Origin of the sequence: Shinella sp. (genome assembly GCF_049651085.1) — a bacterium.
In the GTDB taxonomy this organism is placed as follows: domain Bacteria; phylum Pseudomonadota; class Alphaproteobacteria; order Rhizobiales; family Rhizobiaceae; genus Shinella.
Genome location: NZ_JBASBL010000027.1, coordinates 540,215 through 555,879 on the forward strand (window position 1 = coordinate 540,215; position 15,665 = coordinate 555,879).

Annotated in this window: 17 protein-coding genes; 9 read left to right on the plus strand and 8 right to left on the minus strand. The window is 64.2% G+C overall.

All coding sequences use genetic code 11. The annotated features are described in order from the left end of the window. Positions 1–75: 75 nt before the first annotated feature. Together ric and WA950_RS19860 are read left to right on the plus strand one after the other, a co-directional pair. Positions 76–753 carry an iron-sulfur cluster repair di-iron protein gene (gene ric / locus WA950_RS19855; RefSeq protein WP_424553447.1) on the plus strand — a complete coding sequence of 226 codons (678 nt, stop codon included), beginning with the start codon at positions 76–78 and terminating at the stop codon, positions 751–753. Next, a complete protein-coding gene (locus tag WA950_RS19860) occupies positions 750–1,916 on the plus strand; it encodes an NnrS family protein (protein WP_424553448.1) in 1,167 nt (388 codons plus the stop codon). The genes ric and WA950_RS19860 overlap by 4 nt, the downstream gene beginning before the upstream one ends. A 76-nt stretch (positions 1,917–1,992) precedes the next feature. Here WA950_RS19860 and WA950_RS19865 read toward each other — a convergent pair whose 3' ends face one another. The 3 genes from WA950_RS19865 to WA950_RS19875 all read right to left on the minus strand — a co-directional run bounded on the left by WA950_RS19865 (position 1,993) and on the right by WA950_RS19875 (position 4,498). Next, on the minus strand, positions 1,993–2,994 hold the full coding sequence (locus WA950_RS19865) for an ABC transporter substrate-binding protein (protein ID WP_424553449.1): 1,002 nt from the start codon (positions 2,992–2,994) through the stop codon (positions 1,993–1,995). Between the two features lie 66 nt (positions 2,995–3,060). Beyond that, complete coding sequence (locus WA950_RS19870; RefSeq protein ID WP_424553450.1) at positions 3,061–3,843, minus strand: pyrroline-5-carboxylate reductase family protein; 783 nt, start codon at positions 3,841–3,843, stop codon at positions 3,061–3,063. 25 nt (positions 3,844–3,868) lie between these two features. Continuing rightward, complete coding sequence (locus WA950_RS19875) at positions 3,869–4,498, minus strand: TetR/AcrR family transcriptional regulator (protein ID WP_424553451.1); 630 nt, start codon at positions 4,496–4,498, stop codon at positions 3,869–3,871. A gap of 147 nt (positions 4,499–4,645) precedes the next feature. Here WA950_RS19875 and WA950_RS19880 point away from each other — a divergent pair, with 147 nt between their 5' ends. From WA950_RS19880 to WA950_RS19910, 7 genes are all read left to right on the plus strand, one after another. Beyond that, positions 4,646–6,682, plus strand: a complete 2,037-nt coding sequence (locus WA950_RS19880) for an NAD(P)-binding protein (protein WP_424553452.1) — start codon at positions 4,646–4,648, stop codon at positions 6,680–6,682. Positions 6,683–6,823: 141 nt separating this feature from the next. Then, positions 6,824–7,855 (plus strand): LacI family DNA-binding transcriptional regulator, encoded by a 1,032-nt coding sequence (locus tag WA950_RS19885; RefSeq protein ID WP_424553607.1) that lies wholly within the window; start codon positions 6,824–6,826, stop codon positions 7,853–7,855. Between the two features lie 157 nt (positions 7,856–8,012). Further along, entirely contained in the window at positions 8,013–9,047 is a 1,035-nt protein-coding gene (locus WA950_RS19890) for a sterol desaturase family protein (protein WP_424553453.1), read from the plus strand. Beyond that, entirely contained in the window at positions 9,044–9,355 is a 312-nt protein-coding gene (locus WA950_RS19895; protein ID WP_424553454.1) for a MocE family 2Fe-2S type ferredoxin, read from the plus strand. The genes WA950_RS19890 and WA950_RS19895 overlap by 4 nt, the downstream gene beginning before the upstream one ends. A 77-nt stretch (positions 9,356–9,432) precedes the next feature. Further along, positions 9,433–10,377 (plus strand): substrate-binding domain-containing protein, encoded by a 945-nt coding sequence (locus WA950_RS19900; RefSeq protein WP_424553455.1) that lies wholly within the window; start codon positions 9,433–9,435, stop codon positions 10,375–10,377. Between the two features lie 54 nt (positions 10,378–10,431). Continuing rightward, positions 10,432–11,637 (plus strand): NAD(P)/FAD-dependent oxidoreductase, encoded by a 1,206-nt coding sequence (locus WA950_RS19905; RefSeq protein WP_424553456.1) that lies wholly within the window; start codon positions 10,432–10,434, stop codon positions 11,635–11,637. Continuing rightward, on the plus strand, positions 11,637–12,476 hold the full coding sequence (locus WA950_RS19910) for a sugar phosphate isomerase/epimerase family protein (protein ID WP_424553457.1): 840 nt from the start codon (positions 11,637–11,639) through the stop codon (positions 12,474–12,476). The genes WA950_RS19905 and WA950_RS19910 overlap by 1 nt, the downstream gene beginning before the upstream one ends. Positions 12,477–12,491: 15 nt before the next feature. On the opposite strand, the gene pqqE is transcribed toward WA950_RS19910, so the two are convergent. From pqqE to pqqA, 5 genes are read right to left on the minus strand one after another with little or no spacing between them, the layout of a single operon-like run. Continuing rightward, positions 12,492–13,595 (minus strand): pyrroloquinoline quinone biosynthesis protein PqqE, encoded by a 1,104-nt coding sequence (pqqE, locus tag WA950_RS19915; RefSeq protein ID WP_424553458.1) that lies wholly within the window; start codon positions 13,593–13,595, stop codon positions 12,492–12,494. Further along, positions 13,592–13,864: a pyrroloquinoline quinone biosynthesis peptide chaperone PqqD gene (gene pqqD / locus WA950_RS19920; RefSeq protein ID WP_424553459.1), complete on the minus strand. Its 273-nt coding sequence runs from the start codon at positions 13,862–13,864 to the stop codon at positions 13,592–13,594. The genes pqqE and pqqD overlap by 4 nt, the downstream gene beginning before the upstream one ends. Further along, positions 13,861–14,631, minus strand: coding sequence for a pyrroloquinoline-quinone synthase PqqC (gene pqqC / locus WA950_RS19925; protein WP_424553460.1), 771 nt, complete (start codon positions 14,629–14,631; stop codon positions 13,861–13,863). The genes pqqD and pqqC overlap by 4 nt, the downstream gene beginning before the upstream one ends. Continuing rightward, complete coding sequence (gene pqqB, locus WA950_RS19930; protein WP_424553461.1) at positions 14,628–15,515, minus strand: pyrroloquinoline quinone biosynthesis protein PqqB; 888 nt, start codon at positions 15,513–15,515, stop codon at positions 14,628–14,630. The genes pqqC and pqqB overlap by 4 nt, the downstream gene beginning before the upstream one ends. Positions 15,516–15,525: 10 nt before the next feature. Further along, a complete protein-coding gene (pqqA, locus tag WA950_RS19935; RefSeq protein ID WP_319316463.1) occupies positions 15,526–15,627 on the minus strand; it encodes a pyrroloquinoline quinone precursor peptide PqqA in 102 nt (33 codons plus the stop codon). Positions 15,628–15,665: the final 38 nt, after the last annotated feature.

Below are 15,665 nucleotides of genomic sequence, written 5' to 3' on the forward strand. Positions count from 1 at the left end.
AAGACATGAGGCTTCCCCGTCCCCACAGATGGCACCCATGAACCGGAAGAGCCGTTTCCAGCAAAAGGAGCCAGCATGCAGACGCTTTCCCTCGACATGACCGTAGCGACGATTGCAGCGGAACTGCCCGGCGCTGCCGACCTGTTTCGCCGCTCGGCCATCAATTTCTGCTGCGGCGGGAATGTCCCGCTTCGCGCGGCGGCCGAACGGGCCGGCCTGTCGCCGGCGGACCTGCTTGGCGAACTGGAAGCGCTCGAGCGGGCCGCGGGGCGCGATGCGCCCGAGGAGACCGAGCCCCTGCTCGATCATCTCGTCTCGCGCTATCACGAAACCCATCGCCGGGAGCTCGCCTTCCTGATCCCGCTGGCCCAGAAGGTCGAGCGGGTGCATGGCGATCATCCGGTCGCACCGTCGGGGCTTGCCGCGGCGCTGATCGCCCTCGGCGACGAGCTCGAAGGGCACATGATGAACGAGGAGCAGATCCTGTTTCCCATGATGCGCCAAGGGCAGGGCGGGCGGATTTCCCAGCCGATCGCGCAGATGCGCCGGGAGCACGACGATGCCGCCCGGCTCCTGCGCGATATCGAGCACGCTGCGCACGGCATGGCGCCGCCTGCCGGCGCCTGCGGTTCATGGACCGCGCTCTATACGGGGCTGCGGAAGTTAGTCGACGATCTCGTGGCGCACATGCATATCGAGAACACGATCCTCTTCCCGCGTTTCGAGGCATCCGGCACGACCGCCGGCGCGTGACACTACAGGTCTGGCGCAGCCACCATCCCCTGTGGCTGGCGCCGCACCGGCCCTTCTTCCTGCTGGCCGGCCTCTGGGCCTTCCTGGTGCCGCTTGTCTGGTTGCTTCCGCAGGGGCTCGGGCCGGAGCCGGTGGCCTGGCACCGCCACGAAATGCTGTATGGCATGGGTGGGGCAGCGGTCGGAGGCTATCTCCTGACGGCGCTTGCGGCATGGACAGGTGACGGACCGGTTTCGCCGCAGGCAACCCGCCTGATCGTCGCGCTGTGGCTTGTGGCCCGGCTCACCTTTGCAACGGGCCTGCACGCCGCCGTCGCTTCGGCGGCAACGGCCGGATATTTCGGGGCGCTGGGCGTCTTTCTCTTGCAGCGAATTGTCCGTGCGAAGGCGTGGCGGCGTCTCCTGCTTGCGGCCGCGCCCCTTGGATTTGGCACTGCCGCATTGGCCGGGCAGCAGGCGGCGGGCTTTATCGACGAGGCGGCGGTGACGCGCCTCCTGCCGCTCCTTCATGCGCTGCTGATCAGCCTTGTCGGCGGCCCTGCACTGACGGCTTTCACGATTCACTGGGCCGGGCGCGAGGGGGCTGGCCACGGGATTTGCAATCCGTGCTGGACGGGGCTGGGGGCTCGCCTCACGCTCGTCGCGGCGATCGGCGGTGTCCTCCTCAATGCGCCGGGCATGGCCGGGTTGCTGGCCATGGCGTCAGGCATTCTGCATCTTGCCTGCATTTTCCTCTGGCGCAGCTGGCGGGCGCTTGCATATCCCGCCCTTCTGCTTCTTCATCTGGCGTGGCTCTGGCTGGGCATCGGCCTTGTCCTGATGGGCTATTCCCTGCCGGAACAGGACACGGCGGCGGCGCTGCATGCGCTGACCATGGGGGCGATGGGCACCATGATGCTGGCGATCATGGGGCGGGCCGCGATGGTCCGGCGCGGCACGCGGCTTCTGGTTTCTTTCGAGCTTGCGGCCGGTTTCGGCCTCGTCTGTCTGTCTGTGCCGATCCGGCTCTGCGCGCCCTTTGTCGAGCACGCGCCGATGCTGCAGATCGCGGCGACGTCATGGATGGCCGGATGGGCGCTGTTCCTCTGGGATTTTCGCCGCGCCCTTCGCGGCCCGGTCCCGCGGCCCGTGTTGAGCGCGGCGACAGGCCGGCGTCCCGCCTGAGTTTCGCTGTCCTGTGCTCCGCATGGAAAATGCGATGTGCCGGCTGGCACATCGCACTTCGCGTTGGTTCTTTGGCTCAGAGCGCGGCTTCTACCTTGGCCGCAGTTTCCGGCGACACCCAGCTCTTCCAGATGTCGGGATTTTCCTTGAGGAACTGCTTGGCGCCGTCCTCGCCGCTTGCCTGGTTGTCGGTCATCCAGGCCATCAGCTTGTTGATGGTCTCGTTGCTCCAGGAGCGCTTGTTCAGATAGTCCATGACCTCGGGGCCAACCCGCTCGGAAAACGGCTTGGCAACCAGCGTGACGATGGTATCGACCGGCCAGCCGTTCGGCTTGGGGTCGGTGCAGGCCTCGACCGTGTTGCAGCGTTTCCATTCGGCCGCATCGTTCGGCACGCCCTCCTCGAGGCGGACCATCTGATATTTGCCGAGAAGCGCGGTGGGTGCCCAGTAATAGGTGACGAATTTCTCCTTGCGCTCGTAGGATTTGGCGATCGAACCGTCGAGGCCCGCGGCCGAACCGGTGTCGACGAGCTTCCACCCTGCCTTTTCGCCTTCGAGCGCCTTGAAGAGCTGCGAGGTGACGACCGTGCCGCCCCATCCCTGCGGCCCGTTCAGGATCGCGCCCTTGCTGGCATCCTCAGCGTCGGGAAACAGCTCGGGGTGTTTCAGGACGTCCGGTATCGTCTTGATGTCCGGATGGGCCTCGGCGACATATTGCGGGATCCACCAGCCCTGAACGCCGCCATCGGGCAGCGGAGAGCCGACCTGCACGATGCGGCCTTCTTCCGTTCCCTTCTTCACGACGTCGGGAAGCAGGTCGATCCAGGCCTCCGGAGCAATGTCGGGCTGACCCTTCTCGGCCATGGAGGTGATCGTCGGAACCGTGTCGCCGATCGTGATCTCGGCGTTGCAGCCGAAGCCCTCATTGAGGATGAGCTTGTCCAGGTTGGAAATGACTTCGGCGCTCTGCCAGTTCATGCTGGCGATGGTGACGTCGCCGCATTCCGCGGCGCTGGCGATCGAGGCGCCGGAAAGAAGACCGAAAGTCAGACATGTCGATGCAAGTAGTTTCTTCATTATCGTTCCCTCTGTTGCGGCGTCTTGTACGGAGCGGGGTGCCGCATGAACCCGCCCTTGCGGGCGCTAGGAGGTGTCCCCCATGCGCACCGATTTCTGGAAGGCTGCCGCCAGACCGCGCACAACGGCCGTGCCGAACCCGGCCGTCGCCATTTCCTGGATCGCGGCGGCCGTGGTGCCGCGATAGTCGAGGAAGGTCTGGACCGTTTCGGCGGGACAGTCGTCCCGTTGTTCCAGCAGCCGGCCGGCGCCGACGATCAGCGTGTTGACCGCACGCTGCGCGACCGGGCGATCAAGGCCATGGGCGATGGCGTCCGCCATCATCGCCTGGGCAAGCAGCGCCGGAAAAGCCGGGCCGGAGCCGGAAAGGCCGGTGAGATAGTCGATTTCCCGTTCGGTGCGAACCTCGTCCTGAACCCCGCAGGCATCGAAGATCGCCTGCACGACAGCCCGGTCCGCTTCGCTGACGCCGGCCGAGGCGGTCCACGGCGTATAGGACTTGCAAACCTCCGCGGCGGCATTGGGCAAGGCGCGGACGACACGCGTGGTCTTGTGCTGTTCGCAGAGCGAGGCGAGGCGGATACCGGCCATGACGGAGATGACGAGCTTGCCGCCGGCATCGACGGTCAGGTCGGGCCAGTCGGCCGGCCGGACGGAAAGAATGATGACGTCCGAGCGGTCGGCAAGGGTCTGGTTGTCTGAGGTCCAGAAAGCGTCAGGGAAACGGTCAGGGCGCTTGCTGCGGTAGGAGAACGAGAGGTTTCGAGGCTCGACGACGCCGGTATCCAGGAGCGCGCCGGCGATCGCGCTGCCGAGCCAACCGGCCCCGCCGATCACGCCAATCCTCAATCCCCTGCCTGTTTCCACCCTGTTCTCACTCCGGTTTGTAGCCGTGCCGCGCGAAGAAGCGGGCGAGTTCCCTCTGCTGCGGGAACTCGCCGGTATAGATCGCGATATAGTCGGGGATGCGCTTCATGCGGAGGGCCAGATCCTCCGTTGACTGCATCGAGATGTAGCCGATCTGGACCAGATAGGTCGTGCGTGCCCGAACGTCGGCGGGGCCTTCCTCATAGCCGAAGCGCATGAACATGCGGCCCAGCGCTTCCACTCTCGCCTGATCGGCTTTTTGAACCTCGGCCAGGATCTCCGGCGATTGCAGGGCCCAGCTGCGAACGGAAAACTCGAACTGGGAATCGAACAGTTCCTTGTTCAGCCAGCAGTCGAAGACATTCAGCATCGCTTCGGCCAGCGATTCCGCATAGGCCTCCGACTGCCTGATGAGATTGCCGGTGTTCTTCTCCCGCCAGCGCGAGATGAGCGCGCCGAGCAATTCCTCGCGGTCCTTGAAGAACCAGTAGAAGCTGGTTCGGGAGAGATTGAGCCGCTTGGCGAGGGGCAGGATCTTCACCGAGTCCACGCCGGATTCGAGTAGGGATTCGTAGGCTGCCTCCAGCCATCCCTCGTGGGATCCGCGCCAGCCGCTGTCAGTCATCGCCTGTTCCATGATTGAATCCTAACAAATCCGTCCCGTCGTGACAAATGAAATGTACATATGTGTCGATACTCCGGACCGTCTTGTTTGCGATTATTGACACATGTGTACATTTCCGCTTAGCGTTGCGATCAATGTCCTTAGACGGGAGCCCGTGGCATGTCGAACGATCCGCTGTTGCAGCCCTACCAGCTGAAGCACCTGACCCTGCGCAACCGCATCATCGTCACCTCGCACGAGCCGGCCTATCCGGAGGACGGCATGCCGAAGGAGCGCTACCGGGCCTATACCGTCGAGCGGGCGAAGGGCGGCGTGGCGATGACGATGACCGCCGGCTCGGCGGCGGTCTCGAAGGACAGCCCTCCGGTCTTCAACAACCTGCTCGCCTACAAGGACGAGATCGTCCCGTGGATCCGCGAGATGACGGACGCCGTGCACGAAGAGGGCGCGGCAATCATGATCCAGCTCACCCATCTCGGCCGCCGCACGCGCTGGGACAAGGGCGACTGGCTGCCCGTCGTCGCCCCGTCCCATCACCGCGAGGCGGCCCATCGCGCCTTTCCCAAGAAGCTGGAAGACTGGGACATCGAGCGCATCATCAAGGATTTCGCCGATGCCGCCGAACGCATGAAGGCGGGCGGCATGGACGGCGTCGAACTGGAGGCCTATGGCCACCTCATCGACCAGTTCACCTCGCCGCTTACCAATGAGCTGGACGGTCCCTATGGCGGCTCGCTCGACAACCGCCTGCGCTTCTGTTTCGACGTCTTCAGGGCGATGCGCGAAAGGGTCGGCGACGATTTCATCCTCGGCGTGCGCTACACAGCGGACGAGTGTCTTCCCGGCGGGACCGGAAAGGCCGAAGGCCTGGAAATCTCCCGCCGCCTGAAGGAAAGTGGCCTCATCGACTATCTGAACGTCATTCGCGGCCATATCGATACGGACCCCGGTCTCACCGACGTCATCCCGATCCAGGGCATGGCGAGCGCCCCGCATCTCGACTTTGCCGGCGATGTTCGCGCCGCGACCAGTTTCCCGACCTTCCACGCCGCCAAGATCCAGGACGTGGCGACGGCGCGCCACGCCATCGCCGCGGGCAAGGTGGACATGATCGGCATGACCCGCGCCCACATGACCGACCCGCATATCCTGCGCAAGATCATCGAAAAGCGCGAGGACGATATACGTCCCTGCGTCGGCGCGAACTACTGTCTCGACCGCATCTACCAGGGCGGCCTTGCATTCTGCATCCACAACGCGGCGACGGGCCGCGAGGAAACCATGCCGCATGAAATTCCACCGGCAGCGGTGCGCCGGAAGGTGGTGATCGTCGGGGCCGGGCCGGCGGGTCTGGAGGCGGCGCGCGTCTCGGCCGAACGCGGGCACGAGGTCGTGGTCTTCGAGGCAGCGAACAATCCCGGCGGCCAGATCCGCCTTACGGCACAGAGCGAGCGCCGGCGGGAGATGATCGGCATCGTCGACTGGCGCATGAGCCAGTGCGAGAAGCGCGGCGTCACCTTCCACTTCAACACATGGGCGGATGCCGATACGATCGCGGCGGAAAATCCCGACGTCGTCATCATCGCCACCGGCGGCCTGCCGCATACCGAAGTCCTGTCGAAGGGCAACGAGCTTGTCGTCTCCTCCTGGGATATCATTTCGGGCGACGTGAAGCCGGGCACGAATGTCCTGATCTTCGACGATGCGGGCGACCATGCCGGCCTTCAGGCGGCGGAGTTCATCGCCAAGACCGGCGCCAAGGTCGAGATCATGACACCGGACCGCGCCTTCGCGCCGGAAGTCATGGCCATGAACCTCGTTCCCTACATGCGCTCGCTCCAGAAGCTCGACGCCACTTTCACCGTGACTTACCGGCTGGAAGCGGCGGAGAAGAACGGCAACCAGATCGTCGCCCATGTCGGCAGCGACTACGGCGGCGTTTCCCGGCAGCGGACGGTCGACCAGATCGTCGTCAATCACGGCACCATCCCGCTGGACGATCTCTATTTCGAGCTGAAGCCCGGATCGAAGAATCTCGGCGAAGTCTCCTATGACGAATTGCTGTCCGGCGCGCCGCAGACCGTCGAGCGCAATCCGGCCGGCACCTACCAGCTGTTCCGGATCGGCGATGCGGTCGCGGCCCGAAACACGCATGCGGCCATCTATGATGCATTGCGCCTTGCAAAGGATCTATGACCGCGGCTCGGACAGGCGCGATCGATGACGCCTGCCTGCCGAGCCGACGTAAGTCGTCGCCCGGCAGGCATTGGCTTGGCTCTTCCGGAACGCTACAGTTTTGCAAAGCTTGGGCATTCCGCTGTTTCATGAGCCCGGTTGCTGCAATCAAAGGCTATCTTCGGGGGCAAGGTGGGCAGGTCGAACTACAAGGACATCGCTCGCCGGGCAGGGGTAGGAACCGCGACGGTCGAGCGGGTTCTGAACGGGCGCGGGGGCGTTCGACCTGAACTGGTCGAGAAGGTCGTCGCCGCCGCGCGTAGCCTGAATTATCCGCGCGTTCTTCCAGATGCCCATCGGGGTCTGCTCCGTATCGACGTGCTCATGGTGCGTCCCGAAACCACGTTTTATCGACGACTGTCGAAAGCGTTCGAGCGGATAGCTGCAACCCTTGATCCGCTGGTGGTGGTCCACCGGCGCTTTGCCGAGGAAATGAACCCGCAGGATATCGCCAGGCACATAGCAGCCGCGGATGTTCCACGCGCGGGCCTCATCCTTGCCGTTCCCAACAGTCCGCTGATCCGGTCGGCGGTGGAGAAGGTGGTCGCGCAAGGAGTTCCGGTCGTCCATGTTGTGACACGCGCGTCCGAAGACGGGGTCGACTTCGTCGGGATCGACAATTACGCCGCAGGACGCACGGCGGCACATTTCATCTCCCGCATGGCTCGGGCAGAAGGCCCGGTCGTCGCGCTCTGCCACCCGATCTATCAGGTTCACCGCGACCGCATTCGCGGCTTCTCCGAATATTTTCGCGACCGTCCCGGTAGCATCGGCTTCGAATGGCTTGGCTTCACCCGCGACGAAGAGCATTTCGGCGCGGAAAGTCTGTCGATCGCGCTTGAAAAATATCCGGATCTCGTCGGCCTCTACAATGCGGGCGGCGCCAACGCGGCGCTGATCGAGGTGCTCCGGCGGCACAGCCGGGGCAAGGACATCCTGTTCATCGGGCACGAACTGACCGACTACACGCGGTCGGCCTTGCGCGAGGGCATCATGGATGTGGTGCTCGATCAGGCGCCGGAGGCACAGGCCCAGCGTGCGCTCGATATTGTCCTGCGCCGGGTCGGACTGACCGCGGTGGAGCCGGACCGCAATCCCATTCGCTTCATCACCATTACTGCTGAAAGTCTTTGATCTGTTTTGATCAATGAAGTCTTCGCGACCGGGGCAGGTTCCTGATAATTTTCAAGTCAGGAGGAGAGCCGGCGTGCCGTGAGCAGCGACACGGATAAGGCGCGTCATGCGTTCTCCTTGCATCGAATTGCGCGAGAGTCGCCCGAAGGAGAGCGTCATGGATGACCTGCAGTATGGCAAGCGGAACAAGCGCGGCGACTGGACGCCGAACCAGCCGGTCGAGACCGCGCCCCTCTTCGTATTCCCGCCGAAGCTGATGGCGGTCGTAAAGTGGCTGCCACACTACTTCTTTCCGTGGAATACCATCTTCGCGGCATCGGCCGTGGCCTATTGGGCATGGGTTATCCCTTCTGTCGAGACGATGCAGACGCTCGATATCGGCTGGGCGCTCTGGCTCTATGCGGTGAACGCGGTCTGCGTATTCCTGTTCTACGGCGCGTTCGAGCTTCACCTCTATGTGTTGAAGCGGCAGGAAAACCGCTTCAAGTACAACGGCAAGTTCCCGGCCGACCAGAAGAACAGCGTCTTCTGGTTCGATCGCCAGAACATCGACAACATGCTGCGCACGTTCCTATCGGGCGTGACCATCTGGACCGGCATTGAGGTCGTGATGCTCTGGGCCTATGCCAATGGCTATGCGCCCTGGCTGAGCTTTGCCGAAAATCCGTGGACGCTGGCGCTCGTAGCGCTTGTCGTGCCGATCATCCATGAATTCCACTTCTTCTGCATCCACCGGCTCATCCACGTTCCATTCCTCTATAAGTGGGTGCATTCGGTTCACCATAACTCGGTCAATCCTTCACCCTGGTCGTCTCTGTCGATGCATCCGGTGGAACACTTCCTCTATCTCGGCACGGCCTTCTATCACCTTGTCCTGCCGTCCAATCCGATCCTCATGCTTTATCAGCTCCACTATGCAGGCTTTGGGGCAATCCCCGGCCATGTCGGCTTCGACAAGGTGGAGGTCGGCGAGGAAAAGCTGGTCGATAGCCATGCCTATACGCACTACCTGCACCACAAGTATTTCGAGGTGAACTACGGAGACGCCCTGATCCCGCTCGATAAGTGGTTTGGCACCTGGCACGACGGCTCCCCCGAGGGCGAGGCCCTCATGCAGGAGCGCTATCGCAAGCGCAAGGAAAAGCTTGCCGCCCGCAAAACCGGCAACCAGGCGCAGGGAGCTGCGGAATGAACTGGGTTTCCGTTTGCAGGTTCGAGGACATCGAGCAGGAAGGCGCCATCCGCTTCGACCATGGCGGCCGCACCTACGCGATCTATCGCGGCCCGGATGACGGCATCTATTGCACGGCGGGCCTGTGCACCCATGAGGCAATCCATCTGGCAGATGGGCTCGTGATGGATTTTGAGGTGGAATGTCCCAAGCATTCCGGCGCGTTCGATTACCGCACCGGCGAGGCCCTCCGGCTTCCCGCCTGCGAGAACCTGAGGACCTATCCGGCCGAAGTGGTCGATGGAGAGGTGCGCGTGGCCCTCGCCTGAGGCCATGCATGACGGACCGGGCCCTTCGGGCCTCCGGCGTGCGATCGGGTGAGCCGGCACCCATTTGGGAGGACGACATGAAATCCATGTACCTGGCGGCCGTTCTGGCCGCCATGATGGGAAGCGCTGCCTTTGCGGAGACCATCGGCGTCTCGATGCAGAGTTTCGACAACAATTTCCAGACGCTTCTGCGCGAAGGCATCAGCGCAAGAGCATCGGAGGCGGACGGCGTCAATGTGCAGATCGAGGATGCACAGACCGACATTTCCAAGCAGCTCAACCAGGTGAACAACTTCATCGCAGCCGGTGTCGATGCCATCATCATGACGCTGACCGATACGTCGGCTGCCCCCGGCATCAGCGATGCTGCTACGAAGGCCGGCATTCCGGTGGTCTTCCTCAATCTCGAGCCTGAAAATCTCGGCAACCTGCCGGAAAAGCAGGCCTATGTCGGCTCCAGGGAAACGGATTCCGGCGAACTCGGCGCGAAAGCGGCCTGTTCGCTCCTGGCCGAAAAGGGCAAGGCTTCCGATGCGCAGGTCTATATCCTGATGGGCGACCTTGCGCACCAGGCTTCACGCGATCGCACCAGTTCCTTCAAGGCTATGCTGGCCGCCGGGGACTGCAAGGGCGCCACCATCGCGGACGAACAGTCCGGCGCCTGGGCGCGCACCAACGCGATGGACACGACGACGAACTGGATCACCGCCGGCCAGCCGATCGATGTCGTCTTTGCCAATAATGACGAGATGGCAATCGGTGCCATCCAGGCGTTGAAGGCGGCGGGCGTGTCGATGGACGACGTGATCGTCATCGGTATCGATGCCACCCAGGATGGACTTGCCGCCATGGCCGCAGGCGATCTCGATGCGACCGTTTTCCAGAATGCCCGGGGTCAGTCCGCAAGCGCGGTCGATGCCGCCGTTGCGCTGGTGCGCGGCGAACCCGTCCAAAAGCAGGTCTGGGTGCCCTTCGAACTGGTGACGCCGAAGAACATGGCCGACTACGCCAGCAAGAACTGATCCTCCCCGGCCGGTGCGTCTGTGGATGCGCCGGCCAATTTCAAAGGAGAACGCATGAACGGGATGGTCATCATCGGCGCCGGGGAAGCAGGCACCCGCGCTGCTTTCGCCCTGCGTGAGACGGGGTTCTGCGGGCCAGTCACGCTCACCGGTGCCGAGCCTCATCTGCCCTACGAGCGTCCGCCGCTCTCCAAGCCCCTGGACGGTGCCGTCCAGATGAAAACGATCTGCTCGGCCGCGGCACTCAAGGCTGCCGGCATCGATTATCTTCCCGGCGTGCCGGTAACGCAGATCGATACCGCCCGTCGCCACCTCCTCCTCGGCGACGGGCGGACGATTCTCTATGATAGCCTGCTTCTTGCAACGGGCGCTCGCCCGCGCCGTCTGGCCTGTCACGGTGCCGAACGGGCGCTCGACTTGCGAACCTTTGCTGATGCCGCGGCGATCTTTTCCCGCGCGAATGCCGGTGGAAGCGTTGCGATCATCGGCGGCGGGCTGATCGGCATGGAGCTTGCGGCAGTGTTGCGCGTCAGGGGCATGTCCGTCAGTATCATCGAGGCGGCCGCAAAGCCGCTTGGCCGGGCGGTGCCGGCCCGTTTTGCCGCCAGCCTGCATGCCCGACATCTTGAGGAAGGCGTGCGGTTCCACCTGGGTACGGGCGTTGGGGAAATCGCATCCGATGCGGTGGTGCTCGCCGATGGTACGCGGGTGCCGGCCGATATCGTCGTCGCCGCCATCGGTGTCGTGCCGGATACGGCGCTTGCCGGAGCGGCGGGGCTCGCCGTCAGCAACGGCATCCTGACGGACGCCTTTCTGCGCACGAGCGACCCCCATATCCTGGCGGCCGGTGACTGCGCGGCGATTGCCCAGCCGGATGGTGGACACATGCGCTTCGAAAGCTGGCGCAATGCCCGCAGCCAGGCCGAAACGGCAGCGCGGAACATGACAGGCGCAAGCGAGACCTTCGCCGCAATCCCCTGGTTCTGGTCCGACCAGTACGATCTCGGCCTGCAGGTGGCGGGCCTGCCGCTGCCGGAATATCGGATCGTCCTTCGCCGTCTCGGGGAGGGCGCACTGGAATTCTATCTTGACGGCGGCCGTCTCGTCGCCGCGGCAGGCCTCGGTATCGGCACCAGTCTTGCCAGGGAGATCAAGCTGGCGGAGATGCTGATCGCGGCGGGCATCAGCCCTGATCCTGCCAACCTTGCCGACCCGGCAGTGAACCTGAAGGCACTCCTCAAGAGCGCGAGGGCAGCCTGATGCAGGAACTGCTCGTTTTCCAGTCGCTGTGGGCCATGGAGCGCCGTCATACGGACGGCAACGAGCGCAGTCTCCATGACAACATCGCGATGATCGCGGAGGCGGGCTTCAAGGGCATCAGCGCGCATTACACGAACCGCGCCGATGTCGTCCGCCTGAACGAGATCGTCCGGGGTTCCGGCCTTGAGATAGAGGGCGTGTGTTTCCCGCGCTCTGTCGAAGACCTGCGCCTGCCGCTCGAGCTGGCGAGTGAGTTTCCGGTCAGGCACATCAATCTGCAACCGGATGTCCGCCTGCGCCGGGTGGAGGATTGCCTGCCGCTGCTCGATGGCTGGATGCGGCTTGCCGAGAATGCCGGAATCCCCGTCTTCATCGAGACGCATCGCGACCGGATGACGACGGACCTGTTCTTCACGCTCGATCTGCTCGACCGGCGGCCCGAGCTGCCGCTTCTTGCCGACCTGTCGCATTTTCTCGTCGGTCGCGAATTCGCCTTTCCGGTCGAGGAAGAAAACCATGCGCTGATCCGGCGCATCCTCGACAACAGCCACGCCTTTCACGGCCGTGTCGCTTCGCGCGAACAGGTGCAGATCGAAATCTCCTTTCCGCATCACCGCCCCTGGCTCGATCTCTTTCTCGACTGGTGGGACTACGGCTTTCGGGCCTGGCGGGCCCGCGCCGTGGCAGATGCGGCGCTCGTCTTCACCTGCGAACTGGGGCCAAAACCCTATGCCATCACGGGGAGGGACGGCAACGACATGACGGACCGCTGGGGCGAGGCGCTTATGCTTCGCCGGATGGTGCGTGACCTGTGGGAGGTCGGCGCAGCCCTCCGGTAAGGGGCTCCGGCGGCCTCAGCCGAGCGGAAACGCAGACCGCTGGGTGCGGTAGATGAACTGCGGCGGGTCCTGAGCCTGTTCGGATATGATGCGATCGACCAGCGGGCGGACCGGAGAATGGCGACAGACCGGATCGGTTGCGGCCGGATCGGCTGCCATCGCCATCGCCTGGCAGCGGCAGCCGCCATGGTCCCGGTCACGGCGCGCGCAGCTACGGCAGGGCTCCTGCATCCATTCATGGCCGCGAAACGCGTTGAAGGCCGATCCGTCATACCAGATCCCGGCGAGGTCGCGGTCCGTTACCCGGTCGAACTGAAGTCCCGGTATCGTCGCTGCGGCATGGCATGGCAGGACGGTGCCGTCGGGTGCGATGTTGATGCCGGTGGAGCCCCAGCCGCCCATGCAGGCCTTGGGGTAATCGGCATAGTAATCCGGGGGAACGAAGTCGATCATCATGCGGCCGGCATAGGCTCGCCTTGCCTCGGCGACGGTGTCCTTCGCGCGAACCACCTGTTCTCGTGAGGGCAGCAGCGCTGCGCGGTTCGCCAGTGCCCAGCCGTAAAACTGGACGCAGGCGACCTCGATGCGGCGCGCGCCGAGATCGGCGGCGAAGGCAATGGCGGCGTCGAGGTCGTCGATCGTGTGGCGATGCATCACGGCATTGACCGTCAGCGGAATGCCGCGCCGGTGCACCTCGGCGGCGAAGGCGACCTTGCGCGCAAAGCCGCCGCTATAGCCGCCGATCCAGTCGGCTTTTTCGGCGGTGGTTGCCTGTAGCGAGAGTTGCACATGATCGAGCCCGGCTTCCTCAAGGGCATCGAGACGGGCGGGCGTCAGCCCGATGCCCGAGGTGATGAGGTTCACATAGAGCCCCGATTGCCGCGCGGCCCTGACCAGCTCTTCCAGATCACGCCGCGATGCCGGTTCACCGCCGGAAAGGTGCAGTTGCAGAATTCCGAGATCGGCCGCCTCGCGAAACACCTGCGCCCAGGCCTCCGTCGTCAACTCCTTGTCGCGCGCCGTCAGCTCGAGCGGGTTGGAGCAATAGGAACAGGACAGAGGACAGCGATGCGTCAGTTCCGCAAGCATGGCGATCGGTGGGGAAGGACGCTCTGTCATTGGTAGTCCACCAGCCGCTGGGCCGCGAGCCCGTCGAGAAAACCGCGGACGTCGCTGGCCACATCCTCCAGCGGTGCGCCGTAACGCTCCGCCAGCCGGGCGGATATCGCCGCGAGCGTCGAGCGTCCGTCCACTTCCTGAAGGATGGCGGTGCCGATCTCGTCGAGCAGCAGCGCCCGTTCCGGGACGAGGAGAACCATCGTGTCGCGCACCCGGTCGTGATGCAGGCGCGTACCCCGCGGCAGAAGGGGAACCGGATCGGTGTTCATGACCGGCCCGCCATCTGTCCCTCTCCGGGTCGCCAGGCGCCCGGCGGGATATAGCCCTCGACATAGCCGCTCCACAGCGCGTCCAGCTGCGCCCACAAGACGTCGGTCTTGAAGGTCAGGGCGGCAATCGCCGCCTCCTGGTCGGTGCGGGTCACGGCATGGGTCAGCACCCAGTCCAGCGTGAAGCGGACATCCTTCGGCGCTTCGGTCAGGCGGTGGCGAAAATAGCCGATCGTTTCAGGATCGGCGAATTCGTAGTGCTCCAGCAAGCCGGCGATGCGCTGCGTGTGGATGGCCGGTGCGAACATTTCGGTGAGCGAGCTTGCCATGGCGGCGATCAGGGGCTCATCACGAACGAAGCGGATATAGGCGTCGACGATGAAGCGCGTGGCCGGCATCACCCCGCGCCCGGAAGCGACATAGACGGGATCGAGGCCCACGCCCTCGGCGAGCTTCAGCCAGCGCCGGATGCCGCCTCCGTCCTCGACCTCCCCGTCGTGGTCCTCGATGCGGGACCGCCAGATGCGGCGCAGGTCCGGATCCCGGCAGCGCGACAGGAAAGCGGCATCCTTCATGGGGATGGACGACTGGTACTGCCAGCGATTGATCACCCAGGCCTGCACCTCGTCCATCGTACAGTTGCCGCGGTGCAGCCGATCGTGAAACCGATGCTTGTCGTGATAGCGTTCCTCGCCGATGCGGTGCAGGCGCGCCTCGAATTCCGCGCGGCTCAAGGGCCAGTCTTCGTGCCTCGGGCTGGTGTTCACAGGACAACCTCCATGCCATCCGTCGCGATTTCCCATCCGGCGGCGGTGATGGCCGCCCGGGCCGGGCTGTCCGGCATCAGTGCAGAATTCGTGTTGTTCACATGCGTGTAGATGCGCCGTCCCTGAAGCCGGGAAAGGCGAGCGAGCGAGCCGTTCGCCCCGCTCATTGACACATGGCCCATACGCGCGCCGGTCTTGTTGCCGGTGCCGGAGCTTGGCATTTCGTCATCGCTCCAGATCGTCCCGTCGAACAGCACGACATCGGCCGGTGTCAGCCGCTCGACAAGCCAGTCCGGGAGGGCCGCGCAGCCGGGTACGTATTGCGCCGTGCGTCCCCCGCCTTCAAGGCGCAGTCCGACGGTCTGCTCGCCCATCATGTCCAGCTCCGGTGTCTCGCCTTCGAGATAGAGCGGGATCTTCCCGGGAACCGCGTAGGGCGTGATCGTCAAGCCGGCAAGCGGGCTGAAGGGTTGGTCGAGGATGATGGTCCGGCGCTCGACAAGAGCCGGATCGAGAACGCCGAAAACGGAATTGTCCGACAGGATCCGATGCGTGGCTTCGGTCGCGTAGAGGGTGAAGCCTGTCTTCTCGCGCAGCGTCAGGAGCCCCGCGACATGATCGACATCGCCGTTGGTCAGCACCACCGCCTTGACGGGACTGCCGCGAAGGCTGGCCGGGTGCAGCGATGGACAGGCGGCAAGCTGCTGTCGCAGATCCGGGGATGCGTTGAGCAGCACCCAATCACGACCGTCGACGCTGACGGCCAGCGTACTCTGCGTCATCGGGGCGATCAGCCCCGCGCGCGCCGCGCTACACTGTACGCAGCCGCAATTCCATTGGGGCAGGCCGCCACCGGCGCCTGCCCCGAGAGTAACGAGACGCATAGCGCCTTGTTCAGAACGGATGGTCGGGACGCGGGTCATCTTCCGACGGGCCGTACATGTTGATTTCCATGCCGCAGGCGATGTCTTTGACGACGGGTTTCTTCCAGGCCATTTGCTTCTCCTCCAGAACGTGGGCTGTTGACGTGCTCA

Bases quoted from the DNA above. Each gene is read 5' to 3' on its own strand.
- WA950_RS19905 (WP_424553456.1), top strand. From the start codon at position 10,432: ATGAACGGGATGGTCATCATCGGCGCCGGGGAAGCAGGCACCCGCGCT.
- pqqE (WP_424553458.1), bottom strand. From the start codon at position 13,595: ATGACAGAGCGTCCTTCCCCACCGATCGCCATGCTTGCGGAACTGACG.
- WA950_RS19880 (WP_424553452.1), top strand. From the start codon at position 4,646: ATGTCGAACGATCCGCTGTTGCAGCCCTACCAGCTGAAGCACCTGACC.
- WA950_RS19875 (WP_424553451.1), bottom strand. From the start codon at position 4,498: ATGGAACAGGCGATGACTGACAGCGGCTGGCGCGGATCCCACGAGGGA.
- WA950_RS19895 (WP_424553454.1), top strand. From the start codon at position 9,044: ATGAACTGGGTTTCCGTTTGCAGGTTCGAGGACATCGAGCAGGAAGGC.
- ric (WP_424553447.1), top strand. From the start codon at position 76: ATGCAGACGCTTTCCCTCGACATGACCGTAGCGACGATTGCAGCGGAA.
- pqqD (WP_424553459.1), bottom strand. From the start codon at position 13,864: ATGAACACCGATCCGGTTCCCCTTCTGCCGCGGGGTACGCGCCTGCAT.
- pqqB (WP_424553461.1), bottom strand. From the start codon at position 15,515: ATGCGTCTCGTTACTCTCGGGGCAGGCGCCGGTGGCGGCCTGCCCCAA.
- WA950_RS19900 (WP_424553455.1), top strand. From the start codon at position 9,433: ATGAAATCCATGTACCTGGCGGCCGTTCTGGCCGCCATGATGGGAAGC.
- pqqA (WP_319316463.1), bottom strand. From the start codon at position 15,627: ATGGCCTGGAAGAAACCCGTCGTCAAAGACATCGCCTGCGGCATGGAA.
- WA950_RS19865 (WP_424553449.1), bottom strand. From the start codon at position 2,994: ATGAAGAAACTACTTGCATCGACATGTCTGACTTTCGGTCTTCTTTCC.
- WA950_RS19890 (WP_424553453.1), top strand. From the start codon at position 8,013: ATGGATGACCTGCAGTATGGCAAGCGGAACAAGCGCGGCGACTGGACG.
- WA950_RS19910 (WP_424553457.1), top strand. From the start codon at position 11,637: ATGCAGGAACTGCTCGTTTTCCAGTCGCTGTGGGCCATGGAGCGCCGT.